Consider the following 21,502-nt stretch of genomic DNA (forward strand, 5'->3'; position numbering starts at 1 on the left):
TCAGATCCGGTAGCCGGAGCCGGGGACGGTGACGATGACGGGCGGCTCGCCCAGCTTGCGGCGCAGGGTCATGACCGTCACGCGCACGACGTTGGTGAAGGGGTCGGTGTTCTCGTCCCAGGCCTTCTCCAGGAGCTGCTCCGCCGAGACCACCGCGCCCTCGCTGCGCATGAGGACCTCCAGGACGGCGAACTCCTTCGGCGCGAGCTGCACCTCCCTGCCGTCGCGGAAGACCTCGCGGCGGTTGGGGTCCAGCTTGATCCCGGCCCGCTCCAGGACGGGCGGCAGGGGCACGCTGGTGCGCCGGCCCAGGGCCCGCACGCGCGCGATGAGCTCGCTGAAGGCGAAGGGCTTGGGCAAATAGTCGTCCGCCCCGATCTCCAGGCCCTCCACCCGGTCGCTGACGTCGCCGGAGGCGGTGAGCATCAGCACGCGCGTGGGCATGCCCAGCTCGACGATCTTGCGGCAGACGTCGTCGCCGTGCACGAGCGGCAGGTCGCGGTCGAGGACGACCACGTCGTAGTCGTTCACCCCGATGCGCTCCAGGGCGGCCGCACCGTCGTAGACGACGTCGACGGCCATGGCCTCCCGGCGCAGTCCGGTGGCCACCGCATCGGCGAGCAGCTGCTCGTCCTCGACGACGAGTACGCGCACGTCCCTTGTCCTTCCTGATGTCCGCCCGCCGGACGCGGGGCGCGGGCGGGCAGGGGTGTTCGGGGTCTCGGTGTTGCCCTCCATCCTGCCCTTTTCGGTCGTAAGTCGGCGGTAAGGCGGGTGGGACTGCGGGGGCCGGGAGGGGAATAGGAGATTTTCTCGGGCGGTTAGGTTTCCACGGAAGGGAGCTTGGGGAGGACGGCTTTACATCCCACGATCACGCTCTGCTGGCACCGCGCCACCATGCGGTGCGGTGCAATCCGCTTTCCGCAGGGCGGGGGCGTGGGTGTCCGGCATCGTCGCCGCCCGGCCGAGCGGCGCCGGGCATCCACATGCGGCGTGATCGTCCCTTCCGAACGGCACACCCCCGTGCCATCGACCCACGACCCAGGACGAGGGGGCGCAGCATGGACGCATTCACCGCAGGACTTCTGCAGCGCATAAGGGCGACCGAGTCCGATCTGTCCCGGGCTCGAGACGAGGGCGACGAGTTCCTCGTCGACGTGGAACAGGGCGAGCTCGACGACCTGCGCCGCCTCGCCGCCGAGCACGGTGTGGAGGTCAGCGCGATCAGCGTCTGATCCTCAGCGAACGAGAGCGGGCCCCGGCGAATCCAGCGCCGGGGCCCGCTTCGCCGTCCACGGCCGTGTTCACCTCGTGTCCGGCCTGCGGCCGCCCGCCGTTCGGCGGACCGGGGGACCGCCCCCGGGCGGGCCGGGGCCCGTTCAGTCGTGCCAGGCGCCGAAGTCCTCCAGGAGGCGCTGGAGGGGCTCGAAGACGCCGGGACTCCCGGCGATCGCGAGGTCCCCCGACGGGCGCTCTCCGGGGCGGCCACCGGTCAGCGCGCCCGCCTCCCGGGCGATGAGGTCCCCCGCCGCGAGGTCCCAGGGGTGCAGCCCGCGTTCGTAGTACCCGTCCAGGCGTCCGGCCGCCACGTCGCACAGGTCGACGGCGGCCGACCCGCCCCGGCGGATGTCGCGCAGCAGCGGGATCAGCCGCTGGGCGACGTCGGCCTGGTGGGCGCGGACCTCGGCGACGTAGTTGAAGCCGGTGGAGACGAGCGCCTGGTCCAGGGGCGGTGCGGGGCGGCAGGCCAGTCGGCGCTCCCCCGCCTGGGCACCGCTCAGCCAGGCCCCGCCGCCGCGCACGGCGTGGAACGTCTCCCCGCGCATCGGGGCCGCGACGACCCCGACGACGGTCTCGCCGTCCTGCTCGGCCGCGACGGAGACGGCCCAGGTGGGCAGGCCGTACAGGTAGTTGACGGTGCCGTCGAGCGGGTCGATCACCCAGCGGACGCCGCTGGTGCCCTCGGTGGAGGCGCCCTCCTCGCCGAGGACGCCGTCGTCCGGGCGGCGTTCGGCGATCAGGCCGGTGATCAGCTTCTCCGCCGCGATGTCCATCTCCGTCACGACGTCGATGGGGCTGGACTTGGTCGCGGCGACGGTGAGGTCGGCGGGCCGGCCGTCCCGCAGGAGGGCGCCGGCGCGGCCGGCGGCCTCCAGCGCGAGGGCGAGCAGGTCCGCGTGCAGGGGGTCGGTCACGGGGCTCCTCACGCGTAGGGGCTGTCGGCGCCCGCCGCGGCGGGCCGGGGGGCGCGGGCCGGGCAGCAGCCGACCGGGCACACCTGGTGGCTCGCCCCGAGGGAACCCAGGGCGCACGGCGTGACCTCCTGGCCCCGCTCCAGGGCGGCGCGCTCCACGACGAGGTCGCGGACGGCGGCGGCGAAGCGGGGGTCGGCGCCGACGGTGGCGGAGCGGCGCATGGGCAGCCCCAGTTCCTCCGCCTTGGCCTTGGCCTCGGTGTCGAGGTCGTAGAGGACCTCCATGTGGTCGGAGACGAAGCCGATGGGGGCGATCACCACGGCCGGGGCGCCGGCCGCGTGCCGCTCGTCGAGGTGGTCGCAGATGTCCGGCTCCAGCCAGGGGATGTGCGGGGCGCCGGAGCGGGACTGGTACACGAGCTGCCACGGGTGGTCGACGCCGGTGCGCTCCCGGACCGCCTCCGCGACCAGCTTCGCCACCTCCAGGTGCTGCGCCACGTACGCGCCGCCGTCGCCGTGGGCGTCGACGGGGCCGGAGGTGTCGGCGGAGGCCGTCGGGATGGAGTGCGTGGAGAAGGCGATGTGCGCCCCGTCCCGCACGTCCTCGGGCAGCTCCTCGAGGGAGCGGAGCACCCCGTCGATCATGGGCTCGAGGAAGCCGGGGTGGTTGAAGTAGTGCCGCAGTTTGTCGATCCTCGGCGGCTCCAGGCCCTCCTGCTCCAGCGCGGCGAGCGCGTCGGCGAGGTTCTCCCGGTACTGGCGGCAGCCCGAGTAGGAGGCGTAGGCGCTGGTGGCCAGGACCAGGACGCGGCGGCGGCCGTCGCGGACCATCTCGCGCAGGGTGTCCGTCAGGTACGGCGCCCAGTTGCGGTTGCCCCAGTAGACGGGCAGCTCCAGGCCGTGGTCCGCGAAGTCCTTGCGCAGGGCGTCCAGCAGGGCGCGGTTCTGGTCGTTGATGGGGCTGACCCCGCCGAACAGGAAGTAGTGCTGCCCGACCTCCTTGAGGCGTTCCTTGGGGATGCCCCGGCCGCGTGTCACGTTCTCCAGGAACGGGACCACGTCGTCCGGGCCTTCTGGGCCGCCGAAGGAGAGCAGGAGCAGGGCGTCGTAGGGGCTGACATCGCGCGCGTCTGGCATGGGTCCGATCCTGCCACCCGGCACCGACAGCCGGGAAACGGCGGGCGCCCGCGCGGCGGGCCGGGCCCGGTCATCTCGCGCGGCGGGCCGGATCGGGGGATCTCGCGCGACGGGCCGGGCCCGGGGATCTGGCGCGGCGGGCCGGATCGGGGGCCTCGCTCGGGGGCCGGGTGCGGGGACCTGCCGGACCGGTGCGTCCGGGAGCCGCGGGACGTAAGCTGTGTCGACTGCGTTGGCAGCTTACCGAGCCTCCCGGAGACCCCGTTGCCCAGCCCTTACCGCGCCCTGTTCGCCGCGCCCGGCACCAAGGGTTTCTCCGCCGCGGGCTTCCTCGGCCGGATGCCGCTGTCGATGATGGGCATCGGCGTGGTCACGATGGTCTCCCAGCTCACCGGCCGGTACGGCCTGGCGGGCGCCCTGTCGGCGACCATCGCGCTGTCCGCGGCGGTGGCCGGGCCGCAGGTCTCCCGGCTGGTGGACCAGTACGGGCAGCGGCGGGTGCTGCGCCCGGCGACGCTCGTCTCGCTCGCCGCGGCGGCCCTCCTGCTGCCGGCCGCGCACTACGGCTGGCCGGACTGGGTGCTGTACGTGGCCTGTGTCGGCATCGGCTGCGTGCCGAGCGTCGGCGCGATGGTCCGGGCCCGCTGGGCGGTGCTGTACCGGGGGACGCCGAAGCTGCACACCGCGTACTCCTTCGAGTCCGTGGTGGACGAGGTGTGCTTCATCTTCGGGCCGATCATCTCCATCGGCCTGTCCACGGCGTGGTTCCCGGAGGCCGGGCCGCTGCTGGCCGCGTGCTTCCTGGCCACCGGCGTGTTCTGGCTGACCGCGCAGCGCGCCACCGAGCCCGCCCCGCACCCGCGCGAGCGCACGGGCGGGGGCAGCGCGATGCGCGCGCCGGGGCTTCAGGTGCTGGTGGGGACGTTCGTCGCCACCGGCGCGATCTTCGGTGCGGTGGACGTGGTGACGGTGGCCTTCGCCGACGAGGAGGGGCACAAGGCGGCGGCCAGCGTCGTCCTCGCGGTGTACGCGGCGGGTTCCTGTGTGGCGGGCATGGTCTTCGGGCTGCTGCACTTCGCGGGGGCCCCGGAACGCCGGTGGCTGCTGGGCGTGTGCGCCATGGCCGTGAGTATGATCCCCCTCCTACTGGTCGGAAACCTGCCGTCTCTGGCCGTGGCGCTGTTCGTTGCGGGTCTGTCCATCGCTCCGACGATGATCACGACGATGTCCCTCATCGAAGAGCACGTACCACGCGCTCAGCTCACCGAGGGCATGACCTGGGTGAGCACCGGGCTCGCGGTGGGGGTCGCGCTCGGCTCCTCCGCGGCCGGCTGGGTGATCGACGCGGCCGGGGCGCGCGCGGGGTACGGGGTTCCGGCCGTGTCCGGAGCCGTCGCGGTCGCGGTGGGTTTCCTCGGGTTCCGCCGGCTCAAGCGACCGGCAGCGGGTCGGGGAGGCTCCGTTGAGCAGCACAGCGAACGGAAAGAACGGCACGTGGCGTAACTGGGGCGGCAACGTCTCGGCGCGCCCCGCCCGGGAGGTCACCCCGGCCTCCGTCGACGAGCTGGCCGCCGCCGTGCGGCATGCCGCCGAGGACGGGCTGCGGGTGAAGGCCGTCGGCACGGGGCACTCCTTCACGTCCATAGCCGCGACGGACGGCGTGTTGATCCGCCCTCAACTGTTGACCGGCATACGCAGGATCGACCGCGAGAACATGACGGTCACGGTGGAGGCCGGCACCCCGCTCAAGAGGCTCAACGTGGCGCTCGCGCGCGAGGGCCTGTCGCTCACGAACATGGGCGACATCATGGAGCAGACCGTCTCCGGCGCCACCAGCACGGGCACGCACGGCACCGGCCGCGAATCGGGCTCGATCGCCGCCCAGATCAAGGGCCTGGAGCTGGTCACGGCGGACGGCTCGGTCCTCACCTGCTCCGAGAAGGAGAACCCGGAGGTCTTCGCCGCCGCGCGGATCGGCCTCGGGGCCCTGGGCATCGTCACCGCGATCACGCTCGCCGTCGAGCCGGTCTTCCTGCTCACCGCGCGTGAGGAACCGATGCCGTTCGACCGGGTGCTCGCGGACTTCGAGGAGCTGTGGGCCGAGAACGAGCACTTCGAGTTCTACTGGTTCCCGCACACGGGCAGCACCACTACCAAGCGCAACAATCGCAGCGCCGGCCCGGAAAGGCCCGTGCCACAGGTCAAGGGCTGGATCGAGGACGAGCTGCTGTCCAACGGCGTCTTCCAGGTGGCCAACTGGGTCGGCCGGGCGGTGCCCGCCGCGATCCCCGCCATCGCGCAGGTCTCCAGCAAGGCCCTGTCCGCCCGCAGCTACACGGACGTCCCGTACAAGGTCTTCACCTCCCCGCGCCGGGTGCGCTTCGTGGAGATGGAGTACGCCGTCCCGCGCGCGGCCGTGACCGACGCGCTGCGCGAACTGAGGACGATGGTCGACCGCTCCGGGCTGCGGGTCAGCTTCCCCATCGAGGTGCGGACCGCCCCCGCCGACGACATCACCCTGTCCACCGCCTCCGGCCGCGACAGCGCCTACATCGCCGTCCACATGTTCCGCGGGACGCCCTACCAGCGGTACTTCACCGCGGCCGAGCGCATCTTCACCGCCCACGAGGGCCGTCCGCACTGGGGCAAGATCCACACCCGGGACGCCGAGTACCTCTCCGAGGTGTATCCGCGCTTCGGCGAGTTCACGGCGCTGCGGGACCGTCTGGATCCTGACCGCCGGTTCCAGAACGACTACTTGCGGAGGGTCCTGGGGGCGTAGGCGACGCCTCGGGGGTCGCGCGGCCGGCGTCCTCACTCCCCGTCGGGGTGGGCGTCGGGCCGGGTGCCGCGGTCCCCTCTCCCCCGCCGGGAGTTCCCCCGCCAGGAGAGGGCGAGGCGTCCCCGCTGCGGGAAGCACGCGCGGACGGATCAGCCGTCGCGCCGCCGTCACCCTCCGAATGCGCGTCGGAACCCGCGGAGGATTCCGACTCGTCCCCATCCCGCGACGCACCGGATTCGCCCGGCTTGCCGGAATCACCCGGATCCTGTGCGGAGTTGTGGCTGCCGGTGAGGGCGTCACCGACGGTGGTGCTGCGTCCGCCGTCGAGACTGTGGCCGGACAGCAGCTCGTAGGAGGTGATTCCGGCCATCGTCACGCCGAAGACCACGGCCGCGGCGAGGACCGGCCGTTTCCAGCCCCGGACACGGGCCCGGTGGACGGTGGCCTCGCTGAACTCGCCCGGGCGCGGCGGGATCCGCGCCTCCCGGCCGGCCGACCCGCGGGGCGCCACGGCCGGCGCGCCGCGGATCTGCTCACCCGTGCGCGTGAAGAAGTGCTGGAAGAGCGAGCCCCCGCAGGTGGCGACGACGCTCACCACACCGGCTCCGAGGATCGTGCCGTACACGCCGAAGTACGAGGCCAGCTTGGCGGCCAGGACCGCCGCCACGGCTCCGCCCGCGACCTGGGGCACGTTCAGGTCGATCCGTTTCGGCTTCTCCGCCACGGTTTCGCTCACCACACCGACACCATCGGGCCTTTCACGCATCCCCGGACCTTGCCTCCCTTTCCCGTACACGGCCTTCCAACTGCACAAGAAGAGGGACGAGCGGCCGAAACGCCCAGTTCCGGTTCCGGCGATGACGTGAACTTCCCCACGTTCAAGATCGCGGAGCAGGGGCACACGAAGGCCAAGTCTCAGTCCTTGCCAGAAGTTGGACGGCGTGCCAATCCACGCACGTGGCCCAAATGGAGTACTGTGGCGAGCCCTGGGTCCGGTCTCCCGTCAGGGTGCCCGGGGCCGTCAAGGACCGCCGGGAGGGGGCTAGTTGCACAGGGTGACGGAGTTCGTCACTTAGCGTTGCGAATAGGTAACCGTGCCATAACGGCGATCCCGGGCCCGCGCCCGACACGCCGGGCAACTCGGCAAGGTTGTGGCAGGCTGCACCCGGGCAGGCCACACTCGACTAGCGGAAGCAGCGACGCACGTGACGTCGGCAGGCACCACCCGGGAGGTCCCCATGCCCGAACTGCGTGTCGTGGCCGTCTCGAATGACGGCACACGGCTGGTGCTGAAGGCTGCGGACAGCACGGAGTACACGCTTCCCATCGACGAACGGCTCCGCGCCGCCGTGCGTGGCGACCGTCCCCGCCTCGGCCAGATCGAGATCGAGGTGGAGAGCCACCTCCGCCCCCGCGACATCCAGGCGCGTATACGTGCCGGCGCGACGGCGGAAGAAGTCGCGCAGATGGCAGGCATCCCCGTCGACCGGGTGCGCCGCTTCGAGGGCCCCGTGCTCGCCGAGCGCGCCTTCATGGCCGAGCGGGCCCGCAAGACTCCCGTGCGCCGTCCCGGCGAGACCTCCGGCCCCCCGCTGGGCGAGGCCGTGCAGGAGCGGCTGCTGCTGCGCGGCGCCGACAAGGACACCGTGCAGTGGGACTCCTGGCGCCGCGACGACGGCACCTGGGAGGTCCTGCTGGTCTATCGCGTGGCCGGTGAACCGCACTCGGCGAGCTGGACGTACGACCCGCCCCGGCGGCTCGTCCAGGCCGTCGACGACGAGGCCCGCTCGCTGATCGGGGAGTCCGACGACCTCGCCGCGCCCGAGCCGAGCTTCCCGTTCGTGCCGCGGATCGCCCGGCTGCCGCGCGACAGGCCGCTGGACCGCTCCGGCGACCGGGAGCGGCTGAGCCTGCCCGCACCGGTGACCGAGCCCGACGAGGAGGCCACCGCCCTCACGGCCTCCGCCGAACGGGACTCGCTGACCAGCCTGCTGGAAGCGGTACCCAGCTTCCGCGGCGACCTCGTGGTGCCCGAGCGCCCCGCCCCGGAGGCCGAGGACGAGCCCATCGTGGACGTGGAGGTGGAGGAGGCCCCGGCCCCCGCCGCCTCGGCCGGTTCCGCCTACGCGGACGTCCTCATGCCCCGTTCCGTCGGCAGCCACCGCGACCGGCTCGTCGGCGCCACCGACCGGCAGGCCGAGGCCGACGGCGTCCGCCCGGGCCGCCGGGCGGCCGTCCCGAGCTGGGACGAGATCGTGTTCGGGACCCGGCGCAAGAAGCAGGAGTAGCTCCGGCCACAGCACCACGGCCACAACGGCACACGAGGGCCGCGCCCACCGGGGCGCGGCCCTCGCCCGTGCCGTCCTACTGGGGGTTCGGTCCCGTCGCCACCGGGCGGTCCGGGTCCGAGGACCACTCCGACCAGGACCCCGCGTACAGGTCCGCGGGAATGCCCGCGACCGCGAGCGCCAGGATCTGGTGCGCCGCGGAGACGCCGGAACCGCAGTAGACGCCGACGCGGGAACTCCCGGTCACACCGAGCCCCTTGAAGCGTTCACGCAACTCCTCGGCGGGCAGGAGCCGGCCGTCCGCGGCCACGTTGTCCGTGGTGGGTGCCGAGACGGCGCCCGGGATGTGCCCGGCCACCGGGTCGATGGGCTCCACCTCGCCGCGGTACCGCTCCCCCGCCCGCGCGTCCAGCAGCACCCCGGAACGCGCCAGCGAGGCGGCGGCATCCGCGTCGAGCAGGCCGCTCTCCCCCGGTACGGGCGCGAAGTCGCCCTCGACCGGGTCCGGTACGGACGTCTCCAGCGGACCCCGCCAGGCCGGCAACCCTCCGTCGAGGACTCGCACGTCCGGGTGACCCGTCCAGCGCAGCAGCCACCAGGCCCGGGCCGCGGCCCAGCCCTGGCCGCCGTCGTAGACGACCACCGGCGTCCTGGACGACACGCCCGCCCGGCGCATCGCGGCGCCGAAGAGCCCCAGGTCGGGCAGCGGGTGGCGGCCGCCCCCGCCCGGTGCGGAGGCCAGCTCCCGGTCCAGGTCGACGTAGACGGCACCCGGAAGGTGCCCGGCCTCGTAGGCGGCACGGCCGTCGAAGGGCGGTGCGCCGGCCGCCTTGGCCGCGGTGAGCTGCCAGCGGACGTCGAGCAGGACCGGCGGTCGCGAGCCCGCCAGCTCGGTCACGAGGTCGGATGCGGAGATGATGGCGTTCATGGCCCCCATCCTCGCGCACGGGGTGGCCGAGCCGCCCGCGTCCGGCTACTCTGCTCCGCCGGACCCGGACGGTCACCATGCGTACGGGAACAAGCACATGCTGTACAGCTGAACGCATGTGCCCACGAGCGCGCCGCGAGGGACAGGGGCCCGCACTTCGGGCATTCTCCCGGGCAGGGCCGCCCCACAGGGCATGCCCCACGCAGGCTGCGGAGAGCACGGCCACCGCGAGGCCGAGAAGAGAGTGACGATGACCGACGCACGGGGGTCCGCCCGCCGGAACGGCGCAGCGCCCGATCGGCACACGCCCGGCGCACCCTGCTGGGTGAGCCTGATGGTGCACGGCCTTGACGCGACGGAGGAGTTCTACGGGGCGCTGTTCGGCTGGGAGTTCCGTCCCGGGCCGCAGCAACTCGGCCCGTACGTGCGCGCCCTGCTCGACGGGCGCGAGGTGGCGGGCATCGGCCGGCTGCCTCCGGACCGCCATCTGCCCGTCGCGTGGACGCCCTACTTCGCCTCGGACGACGTGGACCTGACAGCCGACACCGTGCGCAGCCGCGGCGGCACGATCGGCGTGGGCCCCCTGGACGCGGCCGACGCAGGGCGGCTGGCCATCGGTGCCGACCCCTCGGGCGCCGTGTTCGGTGTCTGGCAGGCCGCCGCGCACCTCGGCACGGCCGTCTCCGGTGTCGCGGGCGCCCCCGCGTGGAACGAGTTGCTGACCTTCGAGTCCGCGACCGTCGCCAAGTTCTACCGGACGGTGTTCGGCCACGAGGAGGAGCCGGTGGTCTCCGCCGACTTCGACTACGTCACGTTGCAGCTGGGCGGCCGGCCCGTCGCCGGGATCCACGGCCTGGGCCGGGTCCTGCCCCGCGACCGGGGGCCGCACTGGGTCACGTACTTCCAGGTCACGGACGTGTCCGACGCCGCGGACCATGTCGTGCACCTGGGCGGGCAGGTGCTCGGGCCGGTGCACGACACGGCGCAGGGGCGGGTGGCGGCGGTGGCGGATCCGGAGGGGGCGCGGTTCGCGCTGTTGCAGCCGCCGGGCTGACGGCGCAGGGGGCACGAGCGACGGTGCGCCGACCGGTTGCCGCGTCCCGGCCGGTGTCCCGTCAGGCGGACGACACCGGCAGCACGTCCGGGGACAGGGCCGCCGCTCTGGCCGACGCCGCGGTCAGGCGGCGCCGGTGGTGGCGGCGGCACAGGACCTCGTAGCCGATCTCGTCGGCGGAGTGGGTGACGTCGCCGACGACGACCTGGGCGCCCTCGACGACCATGACGCCGCCTATCGTGCGGGCGTTGTGCGTGGCCCGGGCGCCGCACCAGCACAGGGCCTCCACCTGCAGCACCTCCACCCGGTCGGCCAGTTCCACCAGCCGCTGCGAGCCGGGGAACAGCTTGGAGCGGAAGTCGGTCGTGATGCCGAAGGCGTAGACGTCCAGGCTCAGGTCGTCGACCACGCGCGCGAGTTGGTCGATCTGCTCGGGCGAGAGGAACTGCGCCTCGTCGGCGATCACGTAGTCGGCACGGCCGCCCTGGGACAGGTGGTCGACGAGGTAGGCGTACAGGTCCTGGCCGTCCTCGACCTCCACCGCGTCCGTGACCAGGCCGAGGCGGGAGGAGAGCTTGCCCTCGCCCGCCCGGTCGTCACGGGAGAAGATCATGCCCTGCAGACCGCGGGCGGAGCGGTTGTGCTCGATCTGGAGAGCCAGTGTCGACTTCCCGCAATCCATCGTTCCGGAGAAGAACACCAGCTCGGGCATGTCGGGTCGAGCACCTTTCGGCGGGTGGGGCCGGCCGGACGGGCCGGTCCGGCGGCGGGGACGTCAGGAGCGTACTTCGAGCAGGGGGACCAGTTGCTCGGCGGGGGTCATCGAACCGTGGTTGCCGACCATCGCCGACTCCTTGGGCTCCCGCTCGGAGGCGATGAGCAGCACGTCGTCGCGGGCGGCGGCGATCACGTCACCGAGCCGGTGGTACACACGTTCGTCGATCTGCGGGCCGAACCAGCCCGCCGCGACGGCCTCGTCGCGTGAGGCGACCCAGAACTGCTCGCCGAGCACCTCGCGCCAGCAGGTCAGGACGTCGTTCGCGGCACCGGGCACCGCGTACACGTGCCGGGCGCGGCCCTCGCCGCCGAGCAGGGCGACGCCCGCGCTCAGCTCCCAGTCCTCGTCGAAGTCGATGCGGTGCTGCTCGTCGAACGGCACGTCGACCATGCCGTGGTCGGCGGTGACGTAGAGAGCGCTGCGCGGCGGCAGTTGCTCGGCCAGGCGCTGGACCAGGCGGTCGGCGTACATGAGCTGGCCGCGCCAGGCGTCGGAGTCCACGCCGAAGCGGTGACCGGCTCCGTCGACCTCGGCGAAGTACGTGTAGACCAGGGAGCGGTCGCCCGCGGCCAGTTGCTCGGCCGCGAGGTCGACGCGGTCCTCGCCGGACAGCCGCCCGAGGAACCGGCCGCCGCTGAGCGCGACCTTCGTCAGCGGGGTGTTCTCGAAGGTGGGGGACGACACCTGCGCGGCGTGCACCCCCGCCTGGTGCGCCAGTTGGAAGACCGTCGGGTACGGCTGCCAGGAGCCGGGCGGGGTCCAGGGCTGCCAGCGCAGCTGGTTCATCAGCTCGCCGGTGTCCGGGTTGCGCACGGTGTAGCCGGGCAGGCCGTGCGCGCCGGGCGGCAGCCCGGTGCCGACCGAGGCGAGGGAGGTCGCCGTCGTCGCGGGGTATCCGGCGGTCAGGGGGCGTCCGGTGCCGCCGCGCGAGGTGGCGAGCAGGGACGCCATGAACGGCGCCTCCTCCGGGTGCGCCTTGAGCTGCTCCCAGCCGAGGCCGTCGATCAGGAACACGCAGTTGCGGTCGGCCGGGGTCAGCTCGGTGATCGCGGCGGTCATGCCCGGCACGTCCAGGCCGGCGGCCAGGGTGGGCAGGAGGTCGGCGAGCGATCCGCTGCCGTACTCGGGTGCGGGCGCGGAGGCGACGGTGAGCGGTTCGGGATGGGGGTCCCAGGCCGTCGTGGGATGGGACATCAGCGGGTGGTGTCCGCGGTCGCCTCGGAGAGGGCCTGCGCGAAGGCGAGGGCCTCGCGCACGGTCTCCGGTCCGTCCCCGGCCTCGCTCACGCGCAGGCTGAGGTCGTCCGCCGTGGAGTTGCCCGTGTAGCCGTGGTCCGCCTCGCAGTTGGGGTCGCCACAGGCCGCCGGCTCCAGGTCGATCCGGGAGACGGCGCCCCAGCCGATGGTGAGGACGACCTCGCGCGGCAGGGTGCCCGGCTTGTACGACTCCGGGTTGGCGACCACGCGGCTGACCACGATCGACGAGATGCGGCCGATCTTCACGGACTCCGTCGACGTCGTGGCGTAGGGCGTCGGGGAGGTGCTGTCGGCGGCCTGCTCGTCGGTGTGGCTGACGATGAAGCGGTGGTCCGTGAGGACGAGCACCGTGACGTGCCGGCGCACCTCGTTCTGGTCGAACGTCGTCTCCTGGTGGACCAGGTACGACCGGATGGGCTCGCCGCCCACGGCGGCCTCCACCGCCTCGGCCACGAGGGCCGGGTAGTAGCCGCTGCGCTCGATCGCCGCCCGCAGCCCCTGGGTCGTCGTACTGGTCTTGGCCATGACGCCCATCCTACGGGGGACCACTGACTGCGAGGCACCGCTCGCCCCGCGTCAGTGGGCGGGGAGGGTCCTCGTCAGTACGCGGGGAGGGTCCTCGGGCCCAGGTCGTCCCGGGCGGGCGGCGGTGCGAGACGGACGGAGGCGCCCAGGACGCTCAGCCCGTGCGAGGCGACGACCACCGGTTCCAGGGTGACCGCGACGACCTCGGGGTGGTCGTCCACCAGCCGGGACACGCGCAGCAGCAGCTCCTCCAGGGCGCGGGTGTCGGCCGGGGCCGAGCCGCGCCAGCCGAACAGCAGGGGCGCGGTGCGGATCGACCGCACCAGTGAGTGCGCCTCGCGGTCGGTGACCGGGATCAGCCGGTGGGCGGTGTCCCCGAGCAGCTGGGAGGCGGCCCCGGCGAGCCCGAAGGAGAGCACCGCCCCGGCCGCGGGGTCGATCACGGCCCGTACGACGACGTCCACACCGCGCGGTGCCATGCTCTGCACGACCGGGCGCAGCTCCTCGGCGGCGCCGAACATCTCGGTCAACTCCGCGTACGAGCGGCGCAGTTGCTCCTCGTCCGTGAGGTCGAGGCGTACCCCGCCCAGGTCGGCCCGGTGCCGGAGGTGCGGGGCGGTGGCCTTCAGCGCCACCGGGTAGCCGAGCCTGCGGGCGGCCTCGGCGGCCGCGTCGGGTGTCGGGGCGGGCAGGGAGCGGTGGACCTCGATGCCGTAGTGGCCGAGGAGGTCACACGCCTCGTCCGGGCCGAGGGCGGGGCTCTGCCCGCGCGTGAGCAGGCCGTCGATCAGCGCGGCGGCGCCCTTCACGTCGATGTCGTCGTACTCGGGCACCCTGCCCGGGTCGGCGGCGTCGCGCCGCCACTGTGCGTAGGCGACGGCCTGGGCGAGGGCGCGGACGGCGCGCTCCGCGGCGGGGTAGGCGGGGATGAGGTGGGCGCCGTCCGCCGCCTCGGGGGCCGCCTCGGGGGCCGCCTCGGGGGCCGCCGGGGGTTCGTACCCGGGTGTGCGGGATTGGGCCCCGGTCGTGCGGGGCTCCTCCGTGGGTGCCGGTCGCGGGTCCGGGGCCGTCCGGTGGGGAGCGGCCTGCGGTGCGTCGTCGGTCCTGGCCTGCGGGGCCGTGCTGGCCGCCGCCGACAGGGCCGCGGCAAGACCGCCCAGTTCCACGTGCACGACGAGGACCGGCTTGGACGGGGCCGCGGCCGTCGCGGAGCGCAGGGCCTGCGCGAGGGCCGCGTCGGCGACGGAGCCCTCCCCCACCGCCGGGATGGCGGTGACGACGACCGCGTCGCAGCGGTCGTCGGCGAGCGCGCGGGACAGGGCCGCGTGGAAGTCCGCCGCCGACGCCGCCGTGGTGAGGTCCTGCGGCGGGTGCGGCCGCAGGCCCTCGGCCAGGCACGCGTCGTAGGTGAGCAGGCCGAGCGACTCCGAGTTGCCGAGGATCGCCACCCGGGGTCCGGCGGGCAGTGGCTGGCGCGCCAGCAGCAGGCCCGCGTCCACCAGGTCGGTGATGGTGTCGACGCGTATCACCCCGGCCTGCCGCAGCAGGGCCGAGACGGTCGCGTGCGGCAGGCGCGTCGCCCGCACGGCGTGCCCCTGGGGGGCGGCGCCGTGCCGGGCGCCCTGGACGACGACCAGGGGCTTGGCGGCGGCGGTGCGGCGGGCGAGGCGGGTGAACTTGCGGGGGTTGCCGATGGACTCCAGGTACATCAGGACCACGTCGGTGTCGGGGTCCTCGTACCAGTACTGCAGGACGTCGTTGCCGGAGACGTCCGCGCGGTTGCCGGAGGAGACGAACGTGGACACGCCGGTCACGCCCGTGACGCCGCCGCCGCGCCGGTGCAGCCGGGACAGCAGGGCCACGCCGATGGCACCGGACTGGGCGAACATCCCGATGCGGCCCGGGCGCGGCACCTCGGGGGCTAGGGAGGCGTTGAGCCGCACCCGGGGCGAGGTGTTGATGACGCCGAAGGCGTTGGGCCCGATGATGCGCATGCCGTACGTGCGGGCCTGCCGGACGAGCGCACGCTGGCGCTCGCGCCCTTCGAGCCCGCTCTCGGCGTAGCCGGCGGACACCACGACCAGTCCCTGCACCCCGTGTTCGCCGCACTCGGCAACGACCTCGGGCACGTGCTCGGCGGGCACGGCGACGACCGCGAGGTCGACCGGGCCGTCGATGTCGCGCACCGACCGGTGGGCGGGCACCCCGTCGAGTTCCTTCTGCTCGTCGGGCAGGGCCCTGTTCACGGCGTACAGGCGGCCGGTGTAGCCGGCGTCGCGGATGTTGCCGAGGACGCTGCGCCCCACGCCGCCGGGGGTGCGTCCCGCGCCGATGACGGCGACCGAGCCGGGCGCCAGCAGCCGCTGCACCGAGCGGGCCTCCGCGCGATGCTCGCGCGCGTACTGCACGGCCAGGGAGCGGTCGGTGGGTTCGAGGTCGAACTCCAGACGGACCACGCCGTCCTCGAAGCTGCGCTTCTGGGTGTACCCGGCGTCCGTGAACACCTTGATCATCTTGGTGTTCGCGGGCAGCACCTCGGCGGCGAAGCGGCGGATGCCGCGCTCCCGGGCGACCGCGGCGATGTGCTCGAGCAGGGCGGAGGCGACTCCGCGGCCCTGGTGGGCGTCCTGGACGAGGAAGGCGACCTCGGCCTCGTCGGCGGGGGCGGACGCGGGCGTTCCGTCGGCGCCGATGCGGTCGTAGCGTACGGTGGCGATGAACTCGCCGCCGACCGTGGCCGCGAGTCCCACCCGGTCCACGAAGTCGTGGTGCGTGAAGCGGTGGACGTCCTTGGCGGACAGGCGAGGGTACGGCGCGAAGAAGCGGTAGTACTTCGACTCGTCGGAGACCTGCTCGTAGAAGCTGACGAGGCGATCGGCGTCATCGACGGTGATGGGCCGGATGCGTGCGGTGCCACCGTCGCGCAGCACCACGTCGGCCTCCCAGTGGGCGGGGTACTCGTGCCGGTCCGGCGAGGTCTGCATGGGCCCCAGAGTACGGCTCGCGTCCGACAGCGGCGCGGGGCAGTCTGTGGAGGGCGTCGGTCGGGTCGAGGCCGCGATCCGATCTCCGCCCCGGGGCGGTGGCACGACAGGGCCGCTCCTGGTGGGCTTCACGTGTGGGAAACTGGTCTAGACAACCCGGAACACCGAAGGGCAGCAACACATGGCTGAGCGCCGCGTCAACGTCGGCTGGGCCGAGGGCCTCCACGCCCGCCCCGCCTCCATCTTCGTCCGAGCCGCCACGGCCACAGGCGTCCCGGTGACGATCGCCAAGGCTGACGGCAACCCCGTCAACGCGGCCTCGATGCTGGCCGTCCTGGGCCTGGGCGCCCAGGGCGGCGAGGAGATCGTCCTCGCCTCCGACGCCGAGGGCGCGGACGCCGCTCTGGACCGGCTGGCCAAGCTGGTTGCCGAGGGTCTCGAGGAACTGCCCGAGACCGTCTGATGTGAGAGCGCCTCTCCGGCGCGTGCGGGGCCCATTCGGTGTCGACCGGATGGGCCCTTCGCATTTCGGGGCTGCATTTCCGTGCACGCACACGCACGGCCGCATGCGCGGGAGGCCGCATTTTCAGGAACAGGGCGGCGGACATACAGAATTCCGGCCCTCGGGAAATTCCCCGCTCTTTGTATACGGCTTCCGCGTTAAATCCGCGGGCTCGCCGTGTTGACGGGATGTTGCGAGTTCCTCACGCGCCCGGCGCGCTCCCCGGCCGAGCCGGACCGCAGGCGGTGGGCGGCGGTCGCGCGCTCGACGTGCAGGGCCGCGGCCGCCCGCGCGCGCTCGCCGTCGCCGCGCGCCACGGCGTCCACGATCGCGCCGTGCTCGTTCCACGACTCCACCGGGCCGGGCGGCGCCTCGACCGTGTACATCCAGGCGATCTTGTGCCGGAGCTGGGTGAGCACCGCGGTCAGCGCGGGGCTCCCGCAGGCCTGGGCCAGCGTCTCGTGGAACCAGCCGTCCAGGGAGCGCAGGTCGTCGCCGCCGCCCTGGCGCGCCCGCTCCCGGCCCAGCCGGACCAGGCCGCGCAGGACCTTGAGATGGGCCTCGGTGCGGCGCTGCGCGGCCCGGGCCGCGCCGAGCGGCTCCAGCAGCAGCCGCATCTGCAGCAGGTCGGCGGCCTCCTGCTCGGTGGGTTCGGCGACGCAGGCGCCCGCGTGCCGTCTGGTCACCACGAAGCCCTCGGCCTCCAGGGTGCGCAGGGCCTCCCGCACGGGGACGCGGGAGACGCCGTAGCGGCGGGCCAGCAGCTCCTCGGTGAGCCGGGCCCCGCGCGCGTGGACGCCGGCGACGATGTCGTCCCGGATGGCGGTGCACACCGAGTGCGCGGGAATGCGCATGACCGACCTCCGTCTGATTCCCGGGGAAAACGCCGACGCGCAGTCCACGGCTTCATTGCGAGTGACTCTATGGCAATGTGCCGCACTTTCCGGCGGCGGACGGAAATCAGGGAGAAGTTTTTGGACGACGAGCCGTCCGGGACGCGAAAAGCCCCGGCCTGCGGGCCGGGGCTTTCACGGAACTCGGGGTGACGTCAGAGGTTGACGCCGTGCGAGCGGAGGTAGGCGACGGGGTCCATGTCGGAGCCGTACTCGGGGCTCGTGCGGGCCTCGAAGTGCAGGTGCGGGCCGGTGACGTTGCCGGTCGCGCCGGACAGGCCGATCTGCTGACCGGGGGTGACCTGCTGGCCGACCGAGACGCCGATGGACGACAGGTGGCCGTACTGGGTGTACGTGCCGTCGTTCATCTTGATCACGACCTGGTTGCCGTACGCGCCGCCCCAGCCGGCCTCGACGACCGTACCGGCGCCGACGGAGTGGACCGAGGTGCCGGTCGCGGCGTGGAAGTCGACGCCGGTGTGGCTGCCGGAGGACCACAGGCCACTGCTGGCCTGGTAGCTGGTCGACACGTACGAGCCGGAGATCGGGGACACGAAGGTGTTCAGGCGCTTGCGCTCGGCCTCGCGGGCGGCGCGCTCCTTGGCCTCGCGCGCCTTCTCGGCGGCTTCCTTGGCCTTCTTGGCCGCCTCGGCGGCCCGCTCGCGCGCGGCCTCCTCGGCCTTCTTCTTCGCGGCGGCCTCCTCGGCCGCCTGCTTCTGCGCGACGGCCTGGGCGTCGATCTGCTCGGCGACGGTGTCGCCCATGGTGACGACGGGGGTGAGACCGGTCTGCTCGGGAGCCGGCTCGGCGGCGAAGGCGGCCGGAGCGGCCACGGTGCCGATGACGCCGGTCGTGGCGAGAGCCGCGACGCCCGCCGCACGGGCCGTGCCGCGCTGGAGGCGGCTGGGGCGACGGTGCTTCCCGGTGGCGCGGGTGAACGCCATGAAGTGGCTGGTCCTTTCCTTCCTTCTCGCCTACCGGGTTAGCTGACGGGTTCGGAGCAGGAAGGTCTCCTACGGACCCCCTCGCGGCTCGCGCGGGCGTCCGATTCACCCCAGGGACTGCGGTTGGGTCCCCGGCTCCCCTGGCTCGCGCCGTACGGGGACTCGGCGATGACTGTCCGGTGCCGCGGGTGCGGCGCACTGCCTGACGAACAGCCCGGATGACGCTAAGCGGCACCGCTTTCAATTCCCAAACGAAACCCGCCTTTTGTAGCGCATCCCACAGGGCAGACAGGCCTCCTCCGTACCAATTCGGGCATAAGGGAGCCCTGGTGCCTTCGATGACAACCAGGGCTCCCGCGCGCGTGTGCCCTACTCCGCGGTGACGACCGAGACTTCGCCGATGCCGAGGGCCTCGACGGGCGCCTTGATCTGCGTCGCGTCACCGACGAGCACGGTCACCAGGCGGTCCACGGGGAAGGCGCTGACGACCGCCGCGGTGGCCTCCACGGTGCCGGTCGCGGCGAGCTGCCGGTACAGCGCGGCCTGGTAGTCGTCGGGCAGGTGCTGCTCGACCTGGTCGGCCAGCGTGGAGGCGACGGCCGCCGCCGTCTCGTACTTCAGCGGCGCGACGCCGACCAGGTTCTGCACGGCGACGTCCCGCTCGGCGTCGGTCAGCCCCTCGGCCGCCAGGGTGCGCAGCACGGTCCACAGGTCCTGCAGGGCGGGACCGGTGTTGGGCGTGTCCACCGAACCGCTGATGGCGAGCATCGAGGCACCGGTGCCGTCCGGGGCGGACCGCAGGACCTGGGCGAACGCCCGCACCCCGTAGGTGTAGCCCTTCTCCTCGCGCAGCACGCGGTCCAGACGGGACGTCAGGGTGCCGCCGAGGCAGTACGTGCCGAGCACCTGGGCGGGCCAGACGCGGTCGTGCCGGTCCGGGCCGGTGCGGCCGATGAGCAGCTGCGTCTGGACGGCGCCCGGGCGGTGGACGATGACGACCCGGCCCCGGTCGTCCGCGGTGACCGGCGGCACCGGACGCGGCTCGGCACGGGAGCCGGTCCAGGCGCCCAGCGTGTCACCGAGCAGGGCGTCGAGGTCGATGCCGGTGAGGTCGCCGACGACGACGGCGGTGGCCGTGGCGGGCCGGACGTGCTTCTCGTAGAAGCCGCGTACGGCCGCGGAGTCGATCGCGGCGACGGTCTCCTCGCCACCCTGCCGGGGCCGCGACATGCGCGAGTCCGCCGGGAACAGCTGCCGGGACAACTCCTTGGCGGCCCGGCGCGAGGGATTGGCCAGCTCGTGCGGGATCTCGTCGAGGCGGTTGCGGACCAGCCGCTCGATCTCGCTGTCCGCGAACGCGGGCGCCCTCAGGGCGTCGGCCAGCAGGCCGAGCCCCTTCTCGAGCCGGGAGGCCGGGACCTCCAGGCTGATCCGGACCCCGGGGTGGTCGGCGTGCGCGTCCAGGGTGGCGCCCGCGCGCTCCAGTTCGGCCGCGAACTCCTCCGCGGAGTGCTTGTCGGTGCCCTCCGAGAAGGCCCGCGCCATGATCGTGGCGACGCCGTCCAGGCCGGCCGGCTCGGCGTCCAGGGGCGCGTGCAGCAGCACCTCGACGGCGACGACCTGCTGGCCGGGGCGGTGGCAGCGCAGGACCGTCAGGCCGTTGCCGAGAGTGCCGCGCTCCGGGGCCGGGAAGGCCCAGGGCTTGGCCTCGCCCGCCTGCGGCCGGGGGTGGAAGTCCATCGTGGCGAGCTCGGTCACTTGGCCGCCTCCTCGTTCTCGTCGCCGGCCGCGGGTGCGGTGTCCCCGGCATCGTCGGTCTCGTCGGCGACGGGCTCGTAGACGAGCACCGCGCGGTTGTCGGGGCGCAGGCGGGCCTTGGTGACCTCCTGGACCTCCTCGGCCGTGACCTCCAGCACGCGCTGGACGGCGGTCAGGGCGAGCTGGGGGTCACCGAACAGCACGGCGTACCGGCACAGTTCGTCGGCGCGGCCCGCGACCGTGCCGAGGCGGTCCAGCCACTCGCGCTCCAACTGGGCCTGGGCGCGCTCCATCTCCTCGGCCGTGGGGCCCTCCTCGGCGAACCGGGCGAGCTCCTCGTCGATGGCGGCCTCGATCACCGGCACCTCCACGTCACCGGACGTCTTGACGTCCAGCCAGCCCAGCGAGGGCGCCCCGGCCAGCCGCAGCAGGCCGAACCCGGCCGCGACGGCCGTACGGTCGCGCCGCACCAGGCGGTTGTACAGCCGGGAGGACTCGCCGCCGCCGAGGACGGTCAGGGCCAGGTCGGCGGCGTCGCACGCGCGTGTGCCGTCGTGCGGCAGTCGGTAGGCGGCCATCAGGGCACGCGCCGGGACCTCCTCCTCGACGACCTCGCGCAGCTGCTCGCCGATGGTCTCCGGCAGGGAGCCGTCGCGCGGGGCGGGCTTGCCGTCGTGGCCGGGGATGGAGCCGAAGTACTTCTCGACCCAGGCCAGCGTCTGCTCGGGGTCGATGTCGCCGACCACGGAGAGCACGGCGTTGTTCGGCGCGTAGTAGGTGCGGAAGAACGCGCGAGCGTCCTCCAGGGTCGCCGCGTCCAGGTCGGCCATCGACCCGATCGGGGTGTGGTGGTAGGGGTGGCCCTCCGGGTAGGCGAGGGCGGTGAGCTTCTCGAAGGCGGTGCCGTAGGGGACGTTGTCGTAGCGCTGGCGGCGCTCGTTCTTGACGACGTCGCGCTGGTTCTCCATCGACTCCTCGTCGAGGGCGGCCAGCAGGGAGCCCATGCGGTCGGCCTCCAGCCAGAGGGCGAGCTCCAGCTGGTGGGCGGGCATGGTCTCGAAGTAGTTGGTCCGCTCGAAGCTCGTGGTGCCGTTCAGCGAGCCGCCCGCGCCCTGGACCAGCTCGAAGTGGCCGTTGCCCTTGACCTGCGCGGACCCCTGGAACATCAAGTGCTCGAAAAGGTGAGCCAGGCCCGTACGCCCCTTGACTTCGTGGCGCGAGCCGACGTCGTACCAGAGGCACACCGCCGCGACGGGGGTCAGGTGGTCCTCGGAGAGCACCACGCGCAAGCCGTTGGCCAGGCGGTGCTCGGTCGCTGTCAGGCCTCCGGAGCCTGCCTGGGCTGTGGCCGTGTGACCCATGGGCATGTACGTCCCTTCGATCGCGGAGCGGTCTTCACAACCGCGGATTCGTGCCGGTCCTGCCACTGTATGCAAGCGCGCGAGGCCCTGGTGAAGTTCCCGGTGCCGGCCTCGTTCC

19 protein-coding genes and 1 riboswitch are annotated in these 21,502 nt (G+C 73.3%); of the genes, 6 read left to right on the plus strand and 13 right to left on the minus strand.

The window, feature by feature from the left end; all coding sequences use genetic code 11:
* The gene (locus ACH4C6_RS19540; RefSeq protein WP_010353034.1) at window positions 1–654 is read right to left on the minus strand and encodes a response regulator transcription factor; all 654 of its coding nucleotides are present in this window, start codon (window positions 652–654) and stop codon (window positions 1–3) included.
* A gap of 407 nt (window positions 655–1,061) precedes the next feature.
* Between ACH4C6_RS19540 and ACH4C6_RS19545 the strand changes: the two genes are divergently transcribed.
* Window positions 1,062–1,235, plus strand: a complete 174-nt coding sequence (locus ACH4C6_RS19545; protein ID WP_398109828.1) for a hypothetical protein — start codon at window positions 1,062–1,064, stop codon at window positions 1,233–1,235.
* Window positions 1,236–1,379: 144 nt separating this feature from the next.
* On the opposite strand, the gene ACH4C6_RS19550 is transcribed toward ACH4C6_RS19545, so the two are convergent.
* Together ACH4C6_RS19550 and ACH4C6_RS19555 are read right to left on the minus strand one after the other, a co-directional pair.
* Complete coding sequence (locus ACH4C6_RS19550) at window positions 1,380–2,195, minus strand: inositol monophosphatase family protein (RefSeq protein ID WP_398109829.1); 816 nt, start codon at window positions 2,193–2,195, stop codon at window positions 1,380–1,382.
* 8 nt (window positions 2,196–2,203) lie between these two features.
* Complete coding sequence (locus ACH4C6_RS19555; protein ID WP_398109830.1) at window positions 2,204–3,331, minus strand: ferrochelatase; 1,128 nt, start codon at window positions 3,329–3,331, stop codon at window positions 2,204–2,206.
* A gap of 264 nt (window positions 3,332–3,595) precedes the next feature.
* Between ACH4C6_RS19555 and ACH4C6_RS19560 the strand changes: the two genes are divergently transcribed.
* A complete protein-coding gene (locus ACH4C6_RS19560; RefSeq protein WP_398109831.1) occupies window positions 3,596–4,834 on the plus strand; it encodes an MFS transporter in 1,239 nt (412 codons plus the stop codon).
* On the plus strand, window positions 4,794–6,113 hold the full coding sequence (locus ACH4C6_RS19565; RefSeq protein ID WP_398109832.1) for a D-arabinono-1,4-lactone oxidase: 1,320 nt from the start codon (window positions 4,794–4,796) through the stop codon (window positions 6,111–6,113). Before ACH4C6_RS19560 ends, ACH4C6_RS19565 begins: the two co-directional genes overlap by 41 nt.
* Here the strand turns inward: ACH4C6_RS19565 and ACH4C6_RS19570 are convergent.
* The gene (locus ACH4C6_RS19570) at window positions 6,037–6,879 is read right to left on the minus strand and encodes a hypothetical protein (RefSeq protein ID WP_398109833.1); all 843 of its coding nucleotides are present in this window, start codon (window positions 6,877–6,879) and stop codon (window positions 6,037–6,039) included. The two genes, ACH4C6_RS19565 and ACH4C6_RS19570, sit on opposite strands and share 77 nt — an antisense overlap.
* Window positions 6,880–7,351: 472 nt before the next feature.
* On the opposite strand from ACH4C6_RS19570, the gene sepH reads away from it, so the two are divergent.
* A complete protein-coding gene (gene sepH, locus ACH4C6_RS19575; protein WP_398109834.1) occupies window positions 7,352–8,401 on the plus strand; it encodes a septation protein SepH in 1,050 nt (349 codons plus the stop codon).
* A gap of 76 nt (window positions 8,402–8,477) precedes the next feature.
* Here the strand turns inward: sepH and ACH4C6_RS19580 are convergent, their stop codons facing one another.
* The gene (locus ACH4C6_RS19580; RefSeq protein WP_398109835.1) at window positions 8,478–9,329 is read right to left on the minus strand and encodes a sulfurtransferase; all 852 of its coding nucleotides are present in this window, start codon (window positions 9,327–9,329) and stop codon (window positions 8,478–8,480) included.
* A 250-nt stretch (window positions 9,330–9,579) separates the two neighbouring features.
* On the opposite strand from ACH4C6_RS19580, the gene ACH4C6_RS19585 reads away from it, so the two are divergent.
* On the plus strand, window positions 9,580–10,383 hold the full coding sequence (locus ACH4C6_RS19585; protein WP_398109836.1) for a VOC family protein: 804 nt from the start codon (window positions 9,580–9,582) through the stop codon (window positions 10,381–10,383).
* A gap of 61 nt (window positions 10,384–10,444) precedes the next feature.
* Here ACH4C6_RS19585 and ACH4C6_RS19590 read toward each other — a convergent pair whose 3' ends face one another.
* The 4 genes from ACH4C6_RS19590 to ACH4C6_RS19605 all read right to left on the minus strand — a co-directional run bounded on the left by ACH4C6_RS19590 (window position 10,445) and on the right by ACH4C6_RS19605 (window position 15,926).
* Window positions 10,445–11,095: a thymidine kinase gene (locus tag ACH4C6_RS19590; RefSeq protein ID WP_398109837.1), complete on the minus strand. Its 651-nt coding sequence runs from the start codon at window positions 11,093–11,095 to the stop codon at window positions 10,445–10,447.
* A 63-nt stretch (window positions 11,096–11,158) separates the two neighbouring features.
* On the minus strand, window positions 11,159–12,355 hold the full coding sequence (locus tag ACH4C6_RS19595) for an alkaline phosphatase family protein (protein ID WP_398109838.1): 1,197 nt from the start codon (window positions 12,353–12,355) through the stop codon (window positions 11,159–11,161).
* A complete protein-coding gene (locus tag ACH4C6_RS19600) occupies window positions 12,355–12,942 on the minus strand; it encodes a DUF5998 family protein (protein WP_398109839.1) in 588 nt (195 codons plus the stop codon). Before ACH4C6_RS19600 ends, ACH4C6_RS19595 begins: the two co-directional genes overlap by 1 nt.
* A gap of 74 nt (window positions 12,943–13,016) precedes the next feature.
* On the minus strand, window positions 13,017–15,926 hold the full coding sequence (locus ACH4C6_RS19605; protein ID WP_398109840.1) for a GNAT family N-acetyltransferase: 2,910 nt from the start codon (window positions 15,924–15,926) through the stop codon (window positions 13,017–13,019).
* A 181-nt stretch (window positions 15,927–16,107) separates the two neighbouring features.
* Between ACH4C6_RS19605 and ACH4C6_RS19610 the strand changes: the two genes are divergently transcribed.
* Entirely contained in the window at window positions 16,108–16,389 is a 282-nt protein-coding gene (locus tag ACH4C6_RS19610) for an HPr family phosphocarrier protein (RefSeq protein ID WP_029382363.1), read from the plus strand.
* A gap of 197 nt (window positions 16,390–16,586) precedes the next feature.
* Here the strand turns inward: ACH4C6_RS19610 and ACH4C6_RS19615 are convergent, their stop codons facing one another.
* From ACH4C6_RS19615 to ACH4C6_RS19630, 4 genes are all read right to left on the minus strand, one after another.
* Complete coding sequence (locus ACH4C6_RS19615; protein WP_398109841.1) at window positions 16,587–17,282, minus strand: GntR family transcriptional regulator; 696 nt, start codon at window positions 17,280–17,282, stop codon at window positions 16,587–16,589.
* Between the two features lie 194 nt (window positions 17,283–17,476).
* A complete protein-coding gene (locus tag ACH4C6_RS19620; RefSeq protein WP_398109842.1) occupies window positions 17,477–18,265 on the minus strand; it encodes a M23 family metallopeptidase in 789 nt (262 codons plus the stop codon).
* Window positions 18,266–18,278: 13 nt separating this feature from the next.
* Window positions 18,279–18,443, minus strand: a riboswitch (cyclic di-AMP (ydaO/yuaA leader).
* A gap of 191 nt (window positions 18,444–18,634) precedes the next feature.
* Window positions 18,635–20,023, minus strand: coding sequence for a M16 family metallopeptidase (locus tag ACH4C6_RS19625; protein WP_398109843.1), 1,389 nt, complete (start codon window positions 20,021–20,023; stop codon window positions 18,635–18,637).
* Complete coding sequence (locus ACH4C6_RS19630) at window positions 20,020–21,390, minus strand: M16 family metallopeptidase (RefSeq protein ID WP_398109844.1); 1,371 nt, start codon at window positions 21,388–21,390, stop codon at window positions 20,020–20,022. Before ACH4C6_RS19630 ends, ACH4C6_RS19625 begins: the two co-directional genes overlap by 4 nt.
* Window positions 21,391–21,502: the final 112 nt, after the last annotated feature.

Source organism: Streptomyces sp. NPDC017943 (assembly GCF_044328425.1).
GTDB lineage: Bacteria > Actinomycetota > Actinomycetes > Streptomycetales > Streptomycetaceae > Streptomyces > Streptomyces djakartensis_A.